This is a genomic window from Pseudomonas sp. 9.3L (assembly GCF_058536285.1).
On record NZ_JBZUBK010000001.1, the window covers coordinates 1,142,043 to 1,157,654 of the forward strand.

General features: G+C 54.4%; 13 protein-coding genes, 1 tRNA gene and 2 pseudogenes. 9 read left to right on the forward strand and 7 right to left on the reverse strand.

Going from position 1 to position 15,612, the window contains the following annotated elements; translation table 11 throughout:
• Positions 1–12: 12 nt before the first annotated feature.
• The 8 genes from tolR to AC4LE2_RS05265 all read left to right on the forward strand — a co-directional run bounded on the left by tolR (position 13) and on the right by AC4LE2_RS05265 (position 5,881).
• Complete coding sequence (tolR, locus tag AC4LE2_RS05230) at positions 13–465, forward strand: protein TolR (RefSeq protein ID WP_491824610.1); 453 nt, start codon at positions 13–15, stop codon at positions 463–465.
• Positions 465–1,544, forward strand: a complete 1,080-nt coding sequence (gene tolA, locus AC4LE2_RS05235; RefSeq protein ID WP_491824612.1) for a cell envelope integrity protein TolA — start codon at positions 465–467, stop codon at positions 1,542–1,544. Before tolR ends, tolA begins: the two co-directional genes overlap by 1 nt.
• The gene (gene tolB / locus AC4LE2_RS05240) at positions 1,541–2,842 is read left to right on the forward strand and encodes a Tol-Pal system beta propeller repeat protein TolB (RefSeq protein ID WP_491824613.1); all 1,302 of its coding nucleotides are present in this window, start codon (positions 1,541–1,543) and stop codon (positions 2,840–2,842) included. Before tolA ends, tolB begins: the two co-directional genes overlap by 4 nt.
• Before the next feature lie 52 nt (positions 2,843–2,894).
• Positions 2,895–3,404, forward strand: coding sequence for a peptidoglycan-associated lipoprotein Pal (pal, locus tag AC4LE2_RS05245; RefSeq protein ID WP_491824615.1), 510 nt, complete (start codon positions 2,895–2,897; stop codon positions 3,402–3,404).
• A 6-nt stretch (positions 3,405–3,410) separates the two neighbouring features.
• Positions 3,411–4,247: a tol-pal system protein YbgF gene (gene ybgF, locus AC4LE2_RS05250; RefSeq protein ID WP_491824617.1), complete on the forward strand. Its 837-nt coding sequence runs from the start codon at positions 3,411–3,413 to the stop codon at positions 4,245–4,247.
• Positions 4,248–4,406: 159 nt separating this feature from the next.
• A complete protein-coding gene (queE, locus tag AC4LE2_RS05255; protein WP_491824619.1) occupies positions 4,407–5,054 on the forward strand; it encodes a 7-carboxy-7-deazaguanine synthase QueE in 648 nt (215 codons plus the stop codon).
• 15 nt (positions 5,055–5,069) lie between these two features.
• A complete protein-coding gene (gene queC, locus AC4LE2_RS05260) occupies positions 5,070–5,744 on the forward strand; it encodes a 7-cyano-7-deazaguanine synthase QueC (RefSeq protein WP_491824621.1) in 675 nt (224 codons plus the stop codon).
• A gap of 61 nt (positions 5,745–5,805) precedes the next feature.
• Positions 5,806–5,881, forward strand: a tRNA-Lys gene (locus AC4LE2_RS05265).
• A gap of 137 nt (positions 5,882–6,018) precedes the next feature.
• Here AC4LE2_RS05265 and AC4LE2_RS05270 read toward each other — a convergent pair.
• The 4 genes from AC4LE2_RS05270 to AC4LE2_RS05285 all read right to left on the reverse strand — a co-directional run bounded on the left by AC4LE2_RS05270 (position 6,019) and on the right by AC4LE2_RS05285 (position 11,153).
• Positions 6,019–7,125 carry a site-specific integrase gene (locus tag AC4LE2_RS05270; RefSeq protein ID WP_491824622.1) on the reverse strand — a complete coding sequence of 369 codons (1,107 nt, stop codon included), beginning with the start codon at positions 7,123–7,125 and terminating at the stop codon, positions 6,019–6,021.
• A 10-nt stretch (positions 7,126–7,135) separates the two neighbouring features.
• Positions 7,136–8,283, reverse strand: a protein-coding gene (locus AC4LE2_RS05275) for an IS3 family transposase (protein WP_491824623.1) whose coding sequence is annotated in 2 segments (ribosomal slippage) — positions 7,136–8,028 and positions 8,028–8,283 — 1,149 coding nt in all. Because the reading frame shifts where the segments join, the coding sequence is not laid out codon by codon here.
• A 556-nt stretch (positions 8,284–8,839) separates the two neighbouring features.
• Positions 8,840–9,856, reverse strand: coding sequence for an IS30 family transposase (locus tag AC4LE2_RS05280; RefSeq protein ID WP_491823487.1), 1,017 nt, complete (start codon positions 9,854–9,856; stop codon positions 8,840–8,842).
• A gap of 100 nt (positions 9,857–9,956) precedes the next feature.
• Positions 9,957–11,153 (reverse strand): DUF4236 domain-containing protein, encoded by a 1,197-nt coding sequence (locus AC4LE2_RS05285; RefSeq protein WP_491824624.1) that lies wholly within the window; start codon positions 11,151–11,153, stop codon positions 9,957–9,959.
• Positions 11,154–11,575: 422 nt separating this feature from the next.
• On the opposite strand from AC4LE2_RS05285, the pseudogene AC4LE2_RS05290 reads away from it, so the two are divergent.
• A pseudogene (locus tag AC4LE2_RS05290) lies at positions 11,576–12,662 on the forward strand (IS3 family transposase).
• Between the two features lie 623 nt (positions 12,663–13,285).
• On the opposite strand, the gene AC4LE2_RS05295 reads toward AC4LE2_RS05290, so the two are convergent.
• The 3 genes and pseudogenes from AC4LE2_RS05295 to AC4LE2_RS05305 all read right to left on the reverse strand — a co-directional run.
• Positions 13,286–14,296, reverse strand: coding sequence for a virulence RhuM family protein/type II toxin-antitoxin system death-on-curing family toxin (locus tag AC4LE2_RS05295; RefSeq protein ID WP_491824626.1), 1,011 nt, complete (start codon positions 14,294–14,296; stop codon positions 13,286–13,288).
• A 479-nt stretch (positions 14,297–14,775) separates the two neighbouring features.
• Positions 14,776–15,402 carry a hypothetical protein gene (locus AC4LE2_RS05300; RefSeq protein ID WP_491824628.1) on the reverse strand — a complete coding sequence of 209 codons (627 nt, stop codon included), beginning with the start codon at positions 15,400–15,402 and terminating at the stop codon, positions 14,776–14,778.
• A gap of 36 nt (positions 15,403–15,438) precedes the next feature.
• Positions 15,439–15,588: pseudogene (locus AC4LE2_RS05305) on the reverse strand (histone-like nucleoid-structuring protein, MvaT/MvaU family); the annotation flags it as partial.
• Positions 15,589–15,612 lie beyond the last annotated feature (24 nt).

Genomic DNA, 15,612 nt, shown 5'->3' on the forward strand with positions numbered 1-15,612 from the left:
CAGGTACATCCAATGGCTCGAGTTCGGCAAAAACGCAAGCCGGTGGCCGAGATGAACGTAGTGCCTTACATCGACGTGATGTTGGTACTGCTGGTCATCTTTATGGTTACCGCACCCATGCTCAACCAGGGCGTAAAAGTGGACTTGCCCAAGGTCTCCAGCGAAGCCCTGCCTCAAGACAACAACACTCAGGTGCTGACCATTTCCATCAAGGCGGATAAAACCTACTTCTGGAACGTGGGCAGCGAAGTAGACACCGACAAGCAGCAGGCTCGCGCCAATACGCTGCCGCAGATGACCCAAGCAGTGACGGCAATCATTAACCAGGGCAATGCCAACGGTAAAAAAACCCAGGTGTTCATCCGGGGTGACAAGTCCGTGGACTATGGCGCAGTAATGGGCGCCATGGGTGGCCTGCAAAAGGCTGGCGTAGGTAATGTCGGCCTGATTACCGAGGCCCCGTGATGCGAAAGCGAGAGCACCCCGCCTCGGAAAACTACTTCTGGCCCTGGGTATGGGCCGTTGCGCTGCACGTGCTCATTTTTGGCATGTTGTTCGCCAGTTTCGCCATGACGCCGGAGCTACCCCCGGCCAAGCCTATCGTTCAGGCTACCCTCTATCAGCTCAAGTCCAAGAGCCAGGCCACCACTCAGACCAACCAGAAGCTTGCAGGCGAGGCCAAGAAATCGGCAGCGCGTCAGACAGAAGTCGAGCAGATGGAAACCAAAAAGGTCGAGCAGGAGGAAATAAAGGCCGCGGAACAAAAGAAAGCCGAAGCCGCTCAAAAAGCCGAAGCCGCGCAGAAAGCCGATGATGCTAAAAAGGCTGATGCTGCTGCGAAAGCGGCCGACGCCGCAAAGGCCGCTGAAGCTGCCAAGGCGGCAGAGGCGGCAAAGGCCGCTGATGCTAAAAAGGCTGAGCAGGCCGATGTCGCTAAAAAACGTGCAGAGGAAGAAGCCAAGAAACAAGCCGCTGATGAGGCGAAGAAAGAGGCAGCAGCCGAGGCGGCAAAGGCGGCTGAAGACGCCAAGAAAAAGGCCGCTGACGACGCTAAGGCCAAAGCGGCGGCTGATGCAAAAGCTAAAGCCGCCGAAGATGCCAAGAAGAAAGCAGCCGCCGATGCGGCTAAAAAGAAAGCACAGGATGCTGCCCGCAAAGCCGCTGAAGACAAGAAGGCTCAAGCCTTGGCTGATCTCCTGTCCGATAAGCCCGAGCGACAGCAGGCGTTGGCCGATGAGCAGGGCGATGAGGTGGCCGGTAACTTCGACGACCTGATCCGGTCCCGTGCTGCTGAAGGGTGGGCTCGCCCACCTTCAGCCCGCAAAGGGATGACGGTGGTATTGCAGATCAGCATGTTGCCCGATGGCACTATTACCAATGCTAGTGTCTCAAAGTCCAGCGGGGATGGGCCGTTTGACAGTTCGGCAGTGGCCGCAGTAAAGAACATTGGCCGGCTTACCGAGATGCAGGGCATGAAATCCGCCGATTTCAATCAATACCGTTCTTTCAAAATGACGTTCACTCCTGAGGATCTTGCGTTGTGATTAATCTTCTACGAGGCTTGCTTGTCGTGCTGTGTTGCGCGGCAGGGTTCGCCAGCGCCGATGAAAAAAACATTATGGTCACGAGCGGCTCTGACCGCGCCACACCTATCGCGGTGGTGCCGTTTGGCTTCCAGGGCGGCAGCGTGCTGCCAGACGACATGGCCCAGATCATTGGAGATGACTTGCGTAACTCAGGCTATTACGCGCCAATTCCCAAGCAAAACATGATCAGCCTGCCGAGCCAACCGAGTGAAGTTATATTCCGTGACTGGAAAGCGTTGGGCGCTCAGTACTTGATGGTCGGTAATATTGTGCCTTCGGGCGGCCGCCTGCAGGTTCAATACACCTTGTTCAACGTGGCTACCGAGCAGCAGGTGAGTTCGGGAAGTGTTAGCGGTGGGGTAGATCAACTACGCGACATGGCGCACTTTATTTCCGACCAGTCCTTCGAAAAGCTCACGGGTGTCAAGGGTGCGTTCTCAACCCGCATGCTGTACGTGACGGCCGAACGCTTTGGTACGAACAATACGCGCTATACACTTCAGCGTTCGGATTACGACGGCGCACGTGCTGTTACTTTATTGCAATCACGTGAGCCTATTCTTTCACCGCGTTATGCGCCTGATGGAAAGCGTATCGCCTACGTGTCTTTTGAGCAGAAGCGCCCACGTATCTTCATTCAGTATGTAGACACCGGTCGCCGCGAACAACTGACGAACTTTGAAGGCTTGAACGGCGCGCCAGCATTTTCGCCGGATGGCAACCGTTTGGCGTTTGTATTGTCCAAGGACGGTAACCCAGAGATTTATGTGATGGACTTGGGCAGCCGAAACCTCACACGGGTCACCAATAGCCCGGCCATCGATACCGAACCCTTCTGGGGCAAGGACGGCTCCACTATTTATTTCACATCCGACCGTGGCGGCAAGCCGCAGATCTACAAAACTTCGGTCGGCAGCGGTAACGCTGAACGTGTAACTTTCGTCGGCAACTACAATGCAAACCCTAAACTGTCTGCCGATGAAAAGACGTTGGTGATGATCCATCGTCAAGATGGCTTCACCAATTTCAAGGTGGCTTCACAAGATTTGCAGCGTGGGAATGTGAAGATCCTCACGGACTCAACTCTTGATGAGTCGCCTACTGTTGCGCCCAACGGCACCATGGTAATCTACGCCACCCGCTCGCAGGGCCGGGGAGTCTTGATGCTCGTGTCCTTAAACGGACGCGTAAGGCTCCCGCTTCCTACCGCTCAAGGCGAAGTCAGAGAACCTTCCTGGTCCCCTTACCTGAACTGACGCGGCGCACAACGTTGTACATAACACACTGGGGTTCATTAGGAGTTTTACGATGGAAATGCTGAAGTTTGGTAAATTCGCTGCGCTGGCCCTGGCCATGGCTGTAGCTGTAGGTTGCTCCTCCAAGGGCGGTGATAACGCTGGTGAAGGCGCAGGTGCTGGTGCTGTTGATCCAAACGCCGGCTACGGCGCAAACACTGGTGCCGTCGATAGCAGCATGAGCGAAGAAGCTGCTCTGCGTGCCATCACCACCTTCTACTTCGAGTACGATAGCTCTGACCTGAAGCCAGAAGCCATGCGTGCCCTGGACGTCCACGCCAAGGACCTGAAAGCCAACGGCGCCCGCGTCGTTCTGGAAGGTAACACCGACGAGCGCGGTACCCGTGAGTACAACATGGCCCTGGGCGAGCGTCGTGCCAAGGCTGTTCAGCGTTACCTGGTTCTGCAAGGCGTTTCCCCAGCTCAGCTGGAACTCGTTTCCTACGGCGAAGAGCGTCCTGTCGCCACTGGCAACGACGAGCAGTCCTGGGCTCAAAACCGTCGCGTCGAACTGCGTAAGTAATTCATCATGCGAACGTGCCGCCGTGTTGTAACTGTTCTGGCGCTTGCCCTCCCGGTTTCGGTGTGGGCAGCGGTTCCCGTGGTTGATGGAAGCAGCGCTGGCAACAGCAGCAGCTATCCACCCTCCGGTTATGGCACGAGCGGCGCCTATGCCGGGACAGGGGCCTCATCGGCTCCTGTCTCTGCGCAGGGCGAACTGTTCATGCAGCTTCAACAAATGCAGGAAGATATCGCGCGCCTTCGTGGTCAGGTAGAAGTCCAGCAGAACGATATCCAGCGAATGAAGCAAGAAGCGCTGGACCGTTATCAGGACCTGGATCGCCGAATCGGCACCGGGGTACCTGCGCAGCAATCGGCCACAGGTGCTGATGCCGCTACCAATTCCGCCACTGGCGGCGCTGCTCCTGGCGCCGACATGGCTTCGCCTGCTGCTACCGATCAGGCTGCAGCGAGCGCTGAACCCGCTGATCCTGCCAAGGAAAAGCTGTATTACGACGCCGCCTTTGACCTGATCAAGGCGAAGGATTTTGATAGGGCAAGCCAGGCATTTGCGGCGTTTCTGCGCAAATACCCGAACAGCCAATATGCTGGCAACGCGCAGTATTGGTTGGGTGAGGTAAACCTTGCCAAAGGCGATCTTCAGGGTGCAGGCCAGGCCTTTGCAAGGGTCAGCCAGGCGTATCCTAAGCACCCTAAAGTGCCAGATGCCCTGTACAAGCTTGCAGATGTCGAGCGTCGCCTCGGCCACACCGACCGCGTTAAGCCGATCCTTCAGCAGGTCATCAGCCAGTATCCAGGTACTGCAGCCGCCCAGTTGGCACAGCGGGATCTGCAAAAACTCTGACCACACGGCCAAGCTTCATGAACCAACCCGCGCATGACGCGGGTTTTTTCGTTAGAATCTGCGCCCCTTATTCACGATCTTCACCTCGCCGGCAGCGCCGGCGAGTGCGGATGCTAGCGGAGGCGGGTGGCCTGTTTAGCTGCCACGCCCGTGGCGATTATGTCTGATACGTTGCGCATTACCGAAATCTTCCACTCGTTACAGGGGGAGACACGAACGGCTGGCCTACCTACCGTATTCGTGCGCCTTACCGGCTGCCCCCTACGGTGCCAATACTGTGACAGCGCTTATGCATTCACCGGCGGCACCCTCCATACGCTTGATAGCATCATGGAACAGGTCGCGACCTTCCGGCCTCGCTACGTATGTGTGACAGGAGGCGAGCCCCTGGCGCAACCTAATGCAATCCCCCTGTTGCAGCGGTTGTGCGAGGCTGGTTATGACGTGTCCCTGGAAACCAGTGGCGCGTTGGACATCAGTGCCACAGACACCCGAGTAAGCCGGGTAGTAGACCTTAAAACCCCCGGCTCGCGGGAGGCTCACCGCAATCGGTACGAAAACATGGCGCTGCTCACGCCCCATGACCAAGTGAAGTTTGTGATCTGTTCACGAGAGGATTACGACTGGGCCGTTTCCAAAATGATCGAGTACAACTTGGCCGAGCGTGCAGGAGACGTGCTGTTCTCCCCAAGCCATCACGATATCAAGGCGTCCGAGTTGGCGGATTGGGTCGTTGCTGACAACCTGCCGGTTCGCTTCCAGTTGCAGTTGCATAAATTGCTTTGGAACGACGAACCCGGCCGTTAAACGAGGAAGTGACCTGTGTCTGTCAAAAAAGCCGTTATTTTATTGTCTGGTGGGTTGGACTCCGCAACGGTATTGGCCATGGCCCGTGCTCAGGATTATGCGTGCTATACGATGAGCTTCGACTATGGGCAGCGCCACCGTGCTGAGCTCCAGGCGGCCGCCAGGGTCGCCAGGGATCTGGGCGCCGTTGAGCACAAGGTCATAGGCCTGAACCTCGATGGCATGGGCGGTTCTGCCCTGACCGATAGCAGCATCGACGTACCAGAAGCTCCTACCGAAGGTATACCTGTCACCTACGTGCCCGCCCGCAATACAGTGTTCCTGTCTTTGGCATTAGGGTGGGCAGAGGTCTTGGAGGCTCAGGATATCTTTATCGGAGTGAATGCCGTGGATTACTCCGGCTACCCTGACTGCCGCCCTGAATTCGTAGAAGCCTTCGAGCGGCTGGCCAACCTGGCGACCAAGGCCGGGGTAGAAGGGCAGGGCTTTCGCATACAGGCGCCTCTGCAAAACATGAGCAAAGCCGACATCGTGCGGGCAGGCGTAGCCCATGGCGTGGACTACGCACTAACCGTGTCGTGCTATCAGGCGGACAGCGAAGGCCGTGCCTGTGCGAAATGCGACAGCTGCCGGCTACGCGCTGAAGGCTTCGCAGCCGCTGGCGTGCCAGACCCCACGCGCTATTTCTAGTTTTTTGCCATCATAGGGTTGATTACTGCTTAAAAATCAGTATGATACGGCACACCAAAAGGGGTCGTTAGCTCAGTTGGTAGAGCAGTTGGCTTTTAACCAATTGGTCGTAGGTTCGAATCCCACACGACCCACCATATTCTGCCTGAATTCTCCACATTGGAGGGTTTTCGCGTTTCCGTAGCTCTGGCTTGCAGCCGTCTGGCGCAAAACATATACCGCGAACAGAATGCTGTCAAATCACAATCGAGCTGCTTCAAGCTGTTTCAGCAGCCTAACCGCGGCGTAGATACCCTGGCGTCATTCCTGCTATCCAGTTCTTGTTCTCGCTTTCTGCCACAGCCAGACCGTCCTCTTCTCTGCTAGTGCTCTGCACCTTTTCATTGCCTATGTTGCCTGCCAAGCTCGCTTGTAATAGCAGGCTTAGCAACTTGAAACCTTGGTCCAGAGGTGGGGGAGTTGCTTCAGCTGAGTGCTTTGGATCTTTAGCTAAGCCCTGGCGGGTCGCTCCAGCCGGTGATGGGCCATGCTTTGCTGACAACCCTTGTAGCGCCTCGGCAGCGAACGCTTGAAGTTGCGCCGTAGCCGGGTTCGCCGAGGCAGAGGTTCTTTCAACCTTGGCATAGTGGCGTGGTCGGCCACGTTGAACATCGGCCCGCTCGTTCATTACCGTGCGCATCACATCGTAGTCAGGTTCGATGTATTCCATGGTCGTCGCGATGTTTGAGTGGTTGAGCAGTAGCTTGGTGATATGAATATTCCGCTCAGGCTGTCGCATAAGGTCACTGGCTAAGGTGTGCCTGAAACGGTGGGGCGTCATGCGGGTACCAGTGAGCGCAATCAGCTTTTTGTACATGGCCTCCACTTGGTTTGTGTCCATTTCATCCCGATGGTAGTAAGTCGAAAAGCGGTTAACGTTAAACAGCTGGTCATTAGGGTAAAAGCCAGTGGCATGAGCCGCTTCTACCAACTGCTTTAACAGGGGATAAAGATCTTCGGGAATAGGGACCATATGGTCTCGGTGAGTTTTTTCGGTTTCGCCACGAATCATTAGCAAACGCTGCCTGAGATCAACGTCCTTTAGCCGAACCGACAGCAACGCTTTGAGGCGAATACCGGTGAGGTGAAAGGTTTCGAACACCGTGAGCCAGAACCAGGCGGGAGTGATACGTGCACGTTTCATTTCGATTCGCTCATCTTGCTCCAGCATCAGCAGCCAATTTCGGGCTGCATCAATTGCATGGTGAGCCACTGTCTTTTTCCGTTTCGTGGGCGGGATTACTGTCGTGCCCTTGAAGGGATTAACAAGCAGCTGCAGGTAGCCCTGCTCGATACCAAACTGAACGACGGTGTAGTGGTCAAGTTTTCCCGGACACCTCAATAGGTGGTGTCTAGCCCGCTAGTCGCTCGTACTCATTCGGGGCTTTGTAGCCCAGCGTTGAGTGCAGCCGTTCGCTGTTGTAGAACCGTACGATGTAGTCCGTCACATCCTTGATCGCCTCAGCCTGGTTTGCATAGTTCTGACGCCATACCCGTTCCATTTTCAGGCTTAGGAAAAACCGTTCCATCACTGCGTTGTCCCAGCAGTCGCCTTTTCGGCTCATGCTCTGCCGTATTTTATGGCGGCTCAGCAGTTCGCGATGGGAAGCGCTGGCATATTGGCTGCCACGGTCAGTGTGCATGATCAAGCCAGGTGGTGGAGCACGCTGCGTTATCGCCAGCTGCAACGCGCTGTTTACCAGCTCTGCGTGCATGTGCGGCGCCATCGACCAGCCCACGATCTTGCGCGAGTAAAGATCCAACACCGCCGCCAAGTACAGCCAGCCACTACCGGTGCGTACGTAGGTGATATCCGCCACCCAGGCTTGGTTCGGGGCGGCCACCGTGAACTGCCGTGCGAGCAAGTTTGGGGCCACAGGCAGACCATGGTCACTGTGGGTGGTATGCACGAACTTTCTTTTCCACACCGGTTTGAGGCCGTTTTCCTTCATAAGTCGACGCACTTTGTAGCGCCCGATGTTGACCTGTTGTCGACGCAGAACCTCGCGCAACCGACGGCTTCCATACGCACCGCCGCTGGCCGCAAAAGCAGCACGCAGCCTGATCGGCACTGGACTGATCACTCGCCTCTCTGCGGCACGCTGACGTGCCTCGTAGAATCCTGACTTACTAATCCGCAGCACCCGGCAGACACGCGCCACCGGGAAGGCCTTGCGTTGTAATTGATCAACCAACTGATGGATTACTTCAATTCGCGGGCAAAGAAGGCCGTAGCTTTTTTTAGTATGTCGTTGTCCATTTTCAGCTCGCGGACTTGCTGCTCAAGCTGGCGAATACGCTGCTGTTCCGCAGTCAATGGGTTACCAATGCCGGGCTGACCGAGCCTCTCTGCGTCGTACTGCTGCAGCCATCGGCGCACACCGGTTTCGCCTAGGTCCAGGTCACGGCAAACTTCAGCAATGCTGCGCCCTTGGTCCTTGATCATCTTGACAACTTCCAGCTTGAAGCTGGGGTCGAATTTTCTGTATTTCTTGGTCATGGGAGCTCCTCGATAAGGTCATTTTCACCTATCGAGGTGTCCGGGGCCATTAGACCAGCTCAGTTTAAAGAACTACTCTATGCCAGTGCAGGTAACGCCACAGCGTTCTTTTTCTCCACACCCCCCATATCCCAATATCTATTGGCTCGAGGAAATTGGCATTTAGTCTCCGGCATTACCTGCGCAAGACCACAGACGATGCTGGACCAGCCAGTGTGTAGCGCCTTTTTCTTTCGGTCAATTCGGTACGCCACAGGTACTTAGCGCTTGCGCGGCACATTTACAATTCAACATAATCTGTCGTTCTGGAAACACCTATACCTATGCCGCCTTTGTACAGTTCCACAAGAGACGCAGCGCACAAAGAGATAGTCCATATTCCACCAGCAATTATAATGTGCCGGCGCGCACCAGCAGTGTTGGGCTTATCTAAGGCGTTCTGCTCAGCTATTAAGCTTTATCAATCCTTTGAAGCTAAGCTGCTAATATTTCTTACTATCGAAATTCATAATCTCCCTTTTAAAATAGGCGGTTGCCAAGGCTGAGTGCAACACAGCTATTGAGTTAAGGAGGGGGGCTGGTGATGCTTAGCCATCATAGCCGTCATCATTTCAATGGGGCATTTGTAATCAAATCGCTGACGCGGACGGATGTTCAACTGGTACGCAATGGCATCCAGTTGCTCCTGACTTACACCTGACAGATCGGCTCCCTTAGGCAAATACTGGCGGATCAATCCGTTAATGTTTTCGTTGCTGCCCCGCTGCCAAGGGCTGTGCGGGTCGCAGAAGTAGATCGCCACGCCAGTGCGCTGGGTGATTTCAGCGTGCCGCGCCATTTCACGACCCCTGTCATACGTCAGCGTTTTACGCGCCGCCAGTGGCATACGATTCAATGCCGCACTAAAGCCCTCAACAGCCGAGGTGGCCGTCGCATCGTTCATCCTGACCAGCATCAGATAGCCTGTACTTCGCTCCACCAGGGTCCCGACAGCCGATGCATTGGCCTTGCCCTTTATGAGATCGCCTTCCCAATGGCCCGGCATTTGCCGATCCTCTACCTCTGGCGGTCGTACGTGAATGCTGACCAGATCAGGGATTTGACCGCGCCGGTCAACACCGCCAGACCGTGGGCGCCTGGTGGTGTTGCCTTGGCGAAGGCAGATGATCAGTTCCTTGCGAAGCTCGCCCACTGGCAGCGCATAGATGGCGTTGTAGATGGTCTCGCGACAGACGAAGGTGTCTTCAAAGTTAGGAAATTCCATGGACCTGAGCTTGCCTGCAATTTGCTGTGGGGAAAAGCGTTGTCGCAACAGATAGACCACAAGATCGAACAGGTCGCTGCCTGGGACCAGCTTTAGCGCAGGGCGGCAGACCTGGCGGCGAGAGCGCATGTGTTGCTGGGCTTGGCTGGCTGAATAGCGATGAGCGGTCAGACTGTTGCGGCGCACTTCGCGGCTGATGGTCGAAGGGCTTCGGTCGAGCATCCTGGCAATGGCCCTCAGGCTCAGGCCCTGAAGAGTGCCTATTTGGATGGTCACGCGTTCTTCGATGTTGAGCTCTTGATAGGACATAGGCATACCGTACCGGAAAGGTCAGGTGTTGCACTCAGTTTTTGCCGCTATCATACCATAAATCAATTCGCTACACCTCTAGCTGCTATAAGGTAATTATTCATACCAGATTATCCGATTCAGCTAAAGCTAGCTGGTAACGATTGACTGCATGAGCAAAAGCTTGAGCTGCATAAGCATTAGACACCATGTACTCCTCTGTTACTCCAGTTTTTGATTTAAATGTAATGTTTCCATAACTGCATATTGGTATCTTAAAGTTATCTTTAAATCTAAGGTCTGGCGATCCATTTTTATTTGTCTTTGCCCATGTATACCCAGTTATATCAGCATCATTGGGAACTTCTTCAGTTTCAAAAAACCCTCGACTTGTAGCATGGATTTGTAGCTCGCGTATATCGATCAAGGCGAATGCTTCATCGACTCGCGGAATAACGGCCACTCCTGGGTATAACAATATATCATCGCCATTAACATTTTCAAACCGCATTGCGCTTCCCGCGAACTCAATCAAATCAGTAGAGCTGAAGTCAAAAGTAACAGGGTGACGATCAACAGATCGCGTAGCTAAAGTTCTATCATAGAAACGGTCTGTTGCCTTGTCCGCCGTAATATCCCAGATTCTGGTACTTTTCTTTAATACATCAAACGCACGAACCATTGTGGCATAAGCCCGTTGGGAAGCATCACTACTTTCAAAATTTATAGAGATTTTTGTGTTTTCCTCCCACGAAGAAAGGCGAGAGACTTCCGCTTGCGTGAGGGAGAGTTCAGTATCAATCTCGGCAATACGGCGCTTATAAAACCAGCGGAAAAAGCTCGATTTACGCCGCGACAATTCGCTGTTTTGTCTTAACTCTTCCGTAATAGCATCTAGCAAGTCAGCCCTAACCTCTACTCTTTGCGCTCGTGCTTTAGCGATCAAATCCCTTAAGGGAACAAGTGATGAGCTAGTTAGAACTTCAACCGAAGCACTGGATATTTCATTCATGCCAATCTGTGGCATATATGTCTTAGCGCTGGCTGGGGTATTAGTTTGGGGCAGACGGGATTCAAGATTAGGCAAGGTGGAAGAGGGATTAACCTGAACGGCAACAGAGCGCCCATCGTCGTATGGCAAGGTAGGCGTTGTATAATATAAGCCAGAACCGGGTAACCCTACTGTCGCTTTAATTCCTTTGCTTCCAAAATTTACTGTAGCGCCGGGTATACCGATGCTTGCGCTTATCCCACGCTTACCAATATTCAGGCGGACACCTGGGAAAAGTGTAAACGTTTGTCTAAAGCGTAGAGGCATATATAAACCCTATTATAAATCAGCAGTTGGCTCAAGAATAAATATCACATTTTATGGCAAAAGGCCAGCTATGGTGAATTGCAAAATTTTTAGTGCTCATTGTCGAGTCGAATGACAGCTATTATTGACAACCTCGCCTGCTTTTGGCCGATTTGGGGCGAATTTCGTCTGATTGGCTGACTGCTGTTGCCGCTGACCGAAAACTGACCCAGTAAAGGCTGTTTTGCAACCCAAAACTGACCTAGGTGTTCAACTGCTTCTGCTCATGTTCCGAGCAGGAGAACACAGGGTGTTCAGCATGGAAATGATGGGAAAATCCGGCGGATGTACTTTCGCGACAAGCTGTCGCTGGGTAATCCCCCCTGAAAAAAAGTACTCGCCGGAAGTAGAATTTTCTCCTAATCGGATCAAGGAAATTCTGCGTGAAGACATCCCGCTTTTCAGACAGCCAGATCATTGCCATCCTCAAGCAAGCCGAGGCTGGAAGCCCAGTACCAGAGCTGTGTCGTGAGCACGGTATCAGCTCAGCTACCTTCTACAAGTGGCGAGCCAAGTTCGGTGGTATGGACGCATCGTTGATGGCTCGACTACGCGAGCTTGAGGAAAAAACCGTCGATTAAAGAAAATGTACGCCGAGGAGCGTCTCAAAGCCGAAGTCATCCAGGAAGCGATGGCAAAAAAGTGGTGAAGCCATCTCGACGACGAGAGATGGCGCAACAGGCTGTACGTTCAGGAAAGATCGGTATCAAGCTGGCGTGTATGGCCTTCAAAGTCAGCCTCTGCTGCTATCGCTACCAACCGCGTCTAGCGACGAAAAATGCCGAGATTGCCGATCACTTGATTCGGCTTACCCATAACCAGCGAAACTGGGGTTTTGGCTTGTGCTTTCTGTATCTGCGTAATGTGAAGGGCTATCGCTGGAACCATAAACGGGTGTACCGAATTTACCGCGGACTTGAGCTGAATCTGCGGATCAAACCGCGCAAACGAATCGTGCGGGAAAAGCCCGAGCCGCTGGCCGTTCCAGAGGCGATCAATCAGTGCTGGTCGATGGACTTCATGCACGACCAATTAGCTGACGGACGCAGCTTTCGGATTTTCAATGTGATTGATGACTTCAACCGCGAAGCCTTGAGCATGGAGATCGACCTGTCGCTACCGGCCGAACGTGTGGTTCGGGCACTGGATCAAGTGATTGAGTGGCGTGGTAAACCACACACCATCCGCAGCGATAACGGTCCTGAGTACATCAGCACGAAGTTGACGCTGTGGGCCCAGAAACGGGGTATCCGCCTGGAATACATTCAACCGGGTAATCCACAGCAGAATGCCTATGTTGAGCGCTACAACCGTACCCTGCGTCATGACTGGCTGGGTCATTACCTGTTTGAATCAATCGCAGAGGTTCAGGATTACGGCACAAACTGGATCTGGACATACAATCACAAGCGTCCGAATATGGCTCTCGGAGGCATTACCCCCAAACAGAAGTTGGCCCTCGTGGCCTGATCTCTACTTCTGGCGCGTGCTAAAAATGGGGGGATTACCGCTGCATCTGATAGCCAAGCGTATCGGGCTGTCGGTACATGGTTGGAAAGATCTGATCAAGCCTAGCGCCTGGCGGCCCGGTCGGTCTTTAGCGATGCTCCTGCGCGATGGAAGGCTTGCCCTGACAGTCATGTGTTGACAGCCGACAAGCATGACTGACATGACCAAGCAGACGTGAGACCAGGTAACCGCTGCGGTCGTTAGGAATGCGCGAGGCCATGGGTGGAGTGGGGATTTGAATGCCGTCGGATCCGCATTCTTCAGCACACCGGGGCACCGACGGCACATGACCTCAGAAGTACTTGACCAGCTACTCCCGGCTAGCAGATGGTCCCTGATCACTATCAAGGTATTTGCTTTACCCCAGTGCAGGGCATGGTGCCGAAGGCATTATCCCCTACAGCCTGGGCGCCTTGTGACCTGTTCCTACGGGCCGGGTGATATTACTAACCCGGTACTTCCTGCCACCGACGTTGTGTAATCCAGAGGATCCGCTGTAAGCGGTCAGTGAGTACAGACTACGCAGGTCAGGCCGATGCATCAGGGACGCGTTGCTACCAGCAGTAGAGCGCCCTTGCAATCGATCATCCCGTCACGGCTGGGCGAGCACCAGGCGAGTTGCCCGGCGCGATCATGTTCATGATCAGGCGTATCAGCGTCTCTTTCTGCAGAGGGTCCGACTCGGCAACCAGCAAGGTCAAGGCAGCCAGGCCAGTGTCGTTGATGACCGCTGCGCCGTTGTCATCCAGCAAGCGTCCGTTCCGGTGAAGAAAATCCACGAACAGATAGGCACCGCTGCGTTTGTTGCCGTCGGTAAACGGGTGGTTCTTCACCACAAAATACAGCAGGTGGGCAGCCTTGCTTTCCAGTGTAGGGTAAGCGGGCTCCCCGAAGACACTCTGCTCGAGGTTGCCCAGCAACGCCTCCAGTCCGTCGCCTCGCTCGAGTGCGAACAGATCGGAGGCCTCGCCATGCTCCATCAGATGGGTTTTCAGGCTGTGGAGCGCAGTTCGTACCTCCCCCAGGGACGGAAGATCGCGTCCCGGGCTACCCACGGGATCGGAAAGCATTCCTTCATCATAGCGTTGCAGCCACAGAAACGTCTGTGTGTAGCGACTGACTATCTCGACCAGCCCGCGGCCACTGTCGACGTTGAGAGCGGGAGCTTGCGCGGTCTTGCGGACCAAGACCAAGGCGGCCTCAAGCTCGCGTGCGTTGGCCTCGAACCGCTCCCGGTTGATGGTAAAACCCTGGGTCAGGTGTTCTTTCAGGATCCGTGTGGCCCACTGACGGAAGTGTACACCGCGCTTGGAATTGACCCGGTACGCGACCGAAATGATTGCATCGAGGTTGTACAGCTTTACCCGACGCCTTACCTGTCGGCTGCCTTCGGTTTGAACAACCGAGGATTGCTCGGTTGTTCCTTTCTCCTCGAGTTCGCCCTCGGCGTAGACGTTTTTCAGGTGGAGACCGATGTTGTCAGTCGAGGAGTCGAAAATATCGGCCATTTGGCGCTGGCTGAGCCAGACGGTTTCCCCTTCAAGACGGACTGCGACCTCGCGGTCTTCGTCTCGATAAATGATGATCTGGCTCAAGTTACATCCCTACGTTTTCCCTGACAACTAAGTTCATCAGGTCCCAAGCGTCCTCACCGGATTCCTGCGACAGGAACATCAAGCCAGGATCGCCTCCTATCTGTGTGTGCACAATATCATCAGGGGCTGCTCCCTTACCGGTGAAAGGCACCGCCTGCCATGAAACATCCATCGGGATCGACCCTGGCTGAACCTCATTCGAACAACTGCGCATTTGGACTGGATCCCAGCGCTGGAGCGCCAAACAGAACGGCCAACATGGAACGATCCTAGAGAAGGGAAGGGAGGGAAGCCAGTGGGGTCCCCAGCGTCCGATGGCGGGCGCCATTGGTAAGGTCGAATGCGCAGCAACCTTCCGCAGACCTCCTGACCAACCCCATTGCAGTTGCCTTGATTTAACATAACACCCGTTCTATGCAGCCACATGCATCAGTCAGCCCCCATACCCTTCAGGTTTCCCTTGTGAACAGCTAACTCACCTAATCATCACTCGCCCACCGATAGGTTGGAAGGTGGGAAGGAAATAGCTTGCCCTGGGCATCAAGCTCTCTCCCGGCAATCAGGCAATATGCTTTCAGCTGTTCTAGGGTCAGACCATGCTTCTCTGCAACGAAGGAGGTCATGTAATACCCGCCTCGCATGCACACCTCTTTGAAAATCTCGTGGTGGTATGTCTCACCGACGTAGTTGCCCGTCATGGGATGGGTAGCCGTGCTGAACGGTTGGTGATAACCAAAGTGGTCAGCCAGTATTTGGCAAAGGTCGCTATAAATACGAGGGCTATGGGCTGCAAGCCCATAGGGGCCCGCTCCAATACACGCTTTAGGCACCCGCAGCGTTCGGCCAGAGGCGAGTTTGTAAAGCTTGCGTAGAGCGTGAAGCAGGGCTTCACGCTCTGTCTCTTGATCTGAAAAAGGTGCATGCGTGTCGTTGACGATGGCCTTGCGCACAGGGATACCACACGTGTTCGGCTCCGCCAGAACGCACAGGGTACCGGCGCAGACGTGTCCGTCCAGCGTCAGTTCAACTGCGTACACCTGGTCGCAGTTGGCGCGTACCACATCTACGTCAATCGTCTCGTATTCTTCAATTAGGAACCGGCTCATTGGCATCCCTTCGCTGTTGATAAGCGCTCGAGCGAGTTATTCGGCCCAAGCCTCAACCGTCTCAGACCCGTATTCATTTTTCCAAGCTTTCAAAGTCTTGTGATTGCCGCCTTTGGTCTCAACGACTTCGCCGGTATCAGGGTGTTTATAGCGCTTTACTGTCCGAGCCTTACGGGTGGCTTTTGTCGGTTCTTCTGCAGTGATCTTGCC

Coding starts and splice junctions, on each gene's coding strand:
- tolR (WP_491824610.1), top strand. CDS start 13: ATGGCTCGAGTTCGGCAAAAACGCAAGCCGGTGGCCGAGATGAACGTA.
- tolA (WP_491824612.1), top strand. CDS start 465: ATGCGAAAGCGAGAGCACCCCGCCTCGGAAAACTACTTCTGGCCCTGG.
- pal (WP_491824615.1), top strand. CDS start 2,895: ATGGAAATGCTGAAGTTTGGTAAATTCGCTGCGCTGGCCCTGGCCATG.
- ybgF (WP_491824617.1), top strand. CDS start 3,411: ATGCGAACGTGCCGCCGTGTTGTAACTGTTCTGGCGCTTGCCCTCCCG.
- queE (WP_491824619.1), top strand. CDS start 4,407: ATGTCTGATACGTTGCGCATTACCGAAATCTTCCACTCGTTACAGGGG.
- AC4LE2_RS05280 (WP_491823487.1), bottom strand. CDS start 9,856: ATGTCCTATCAAGAGCTCAACATCGAAGAACGCGTGACCATCCAAATA.
- AC4LE2_RS05285 (WP_491824624.1), bottom strand. CDS start 11,153: ATGCCTCTACGCTTTAGACAAACGTTTACACTTTTCCCAGGTGTCCGC.
- AC4LE2_RS05300 (WP_491824628.1), bottom strand. CDS start 15,402: ATGAGCCGGTTCCTAATTGAAGAATACGAGACGATTGACGTAGATGTG.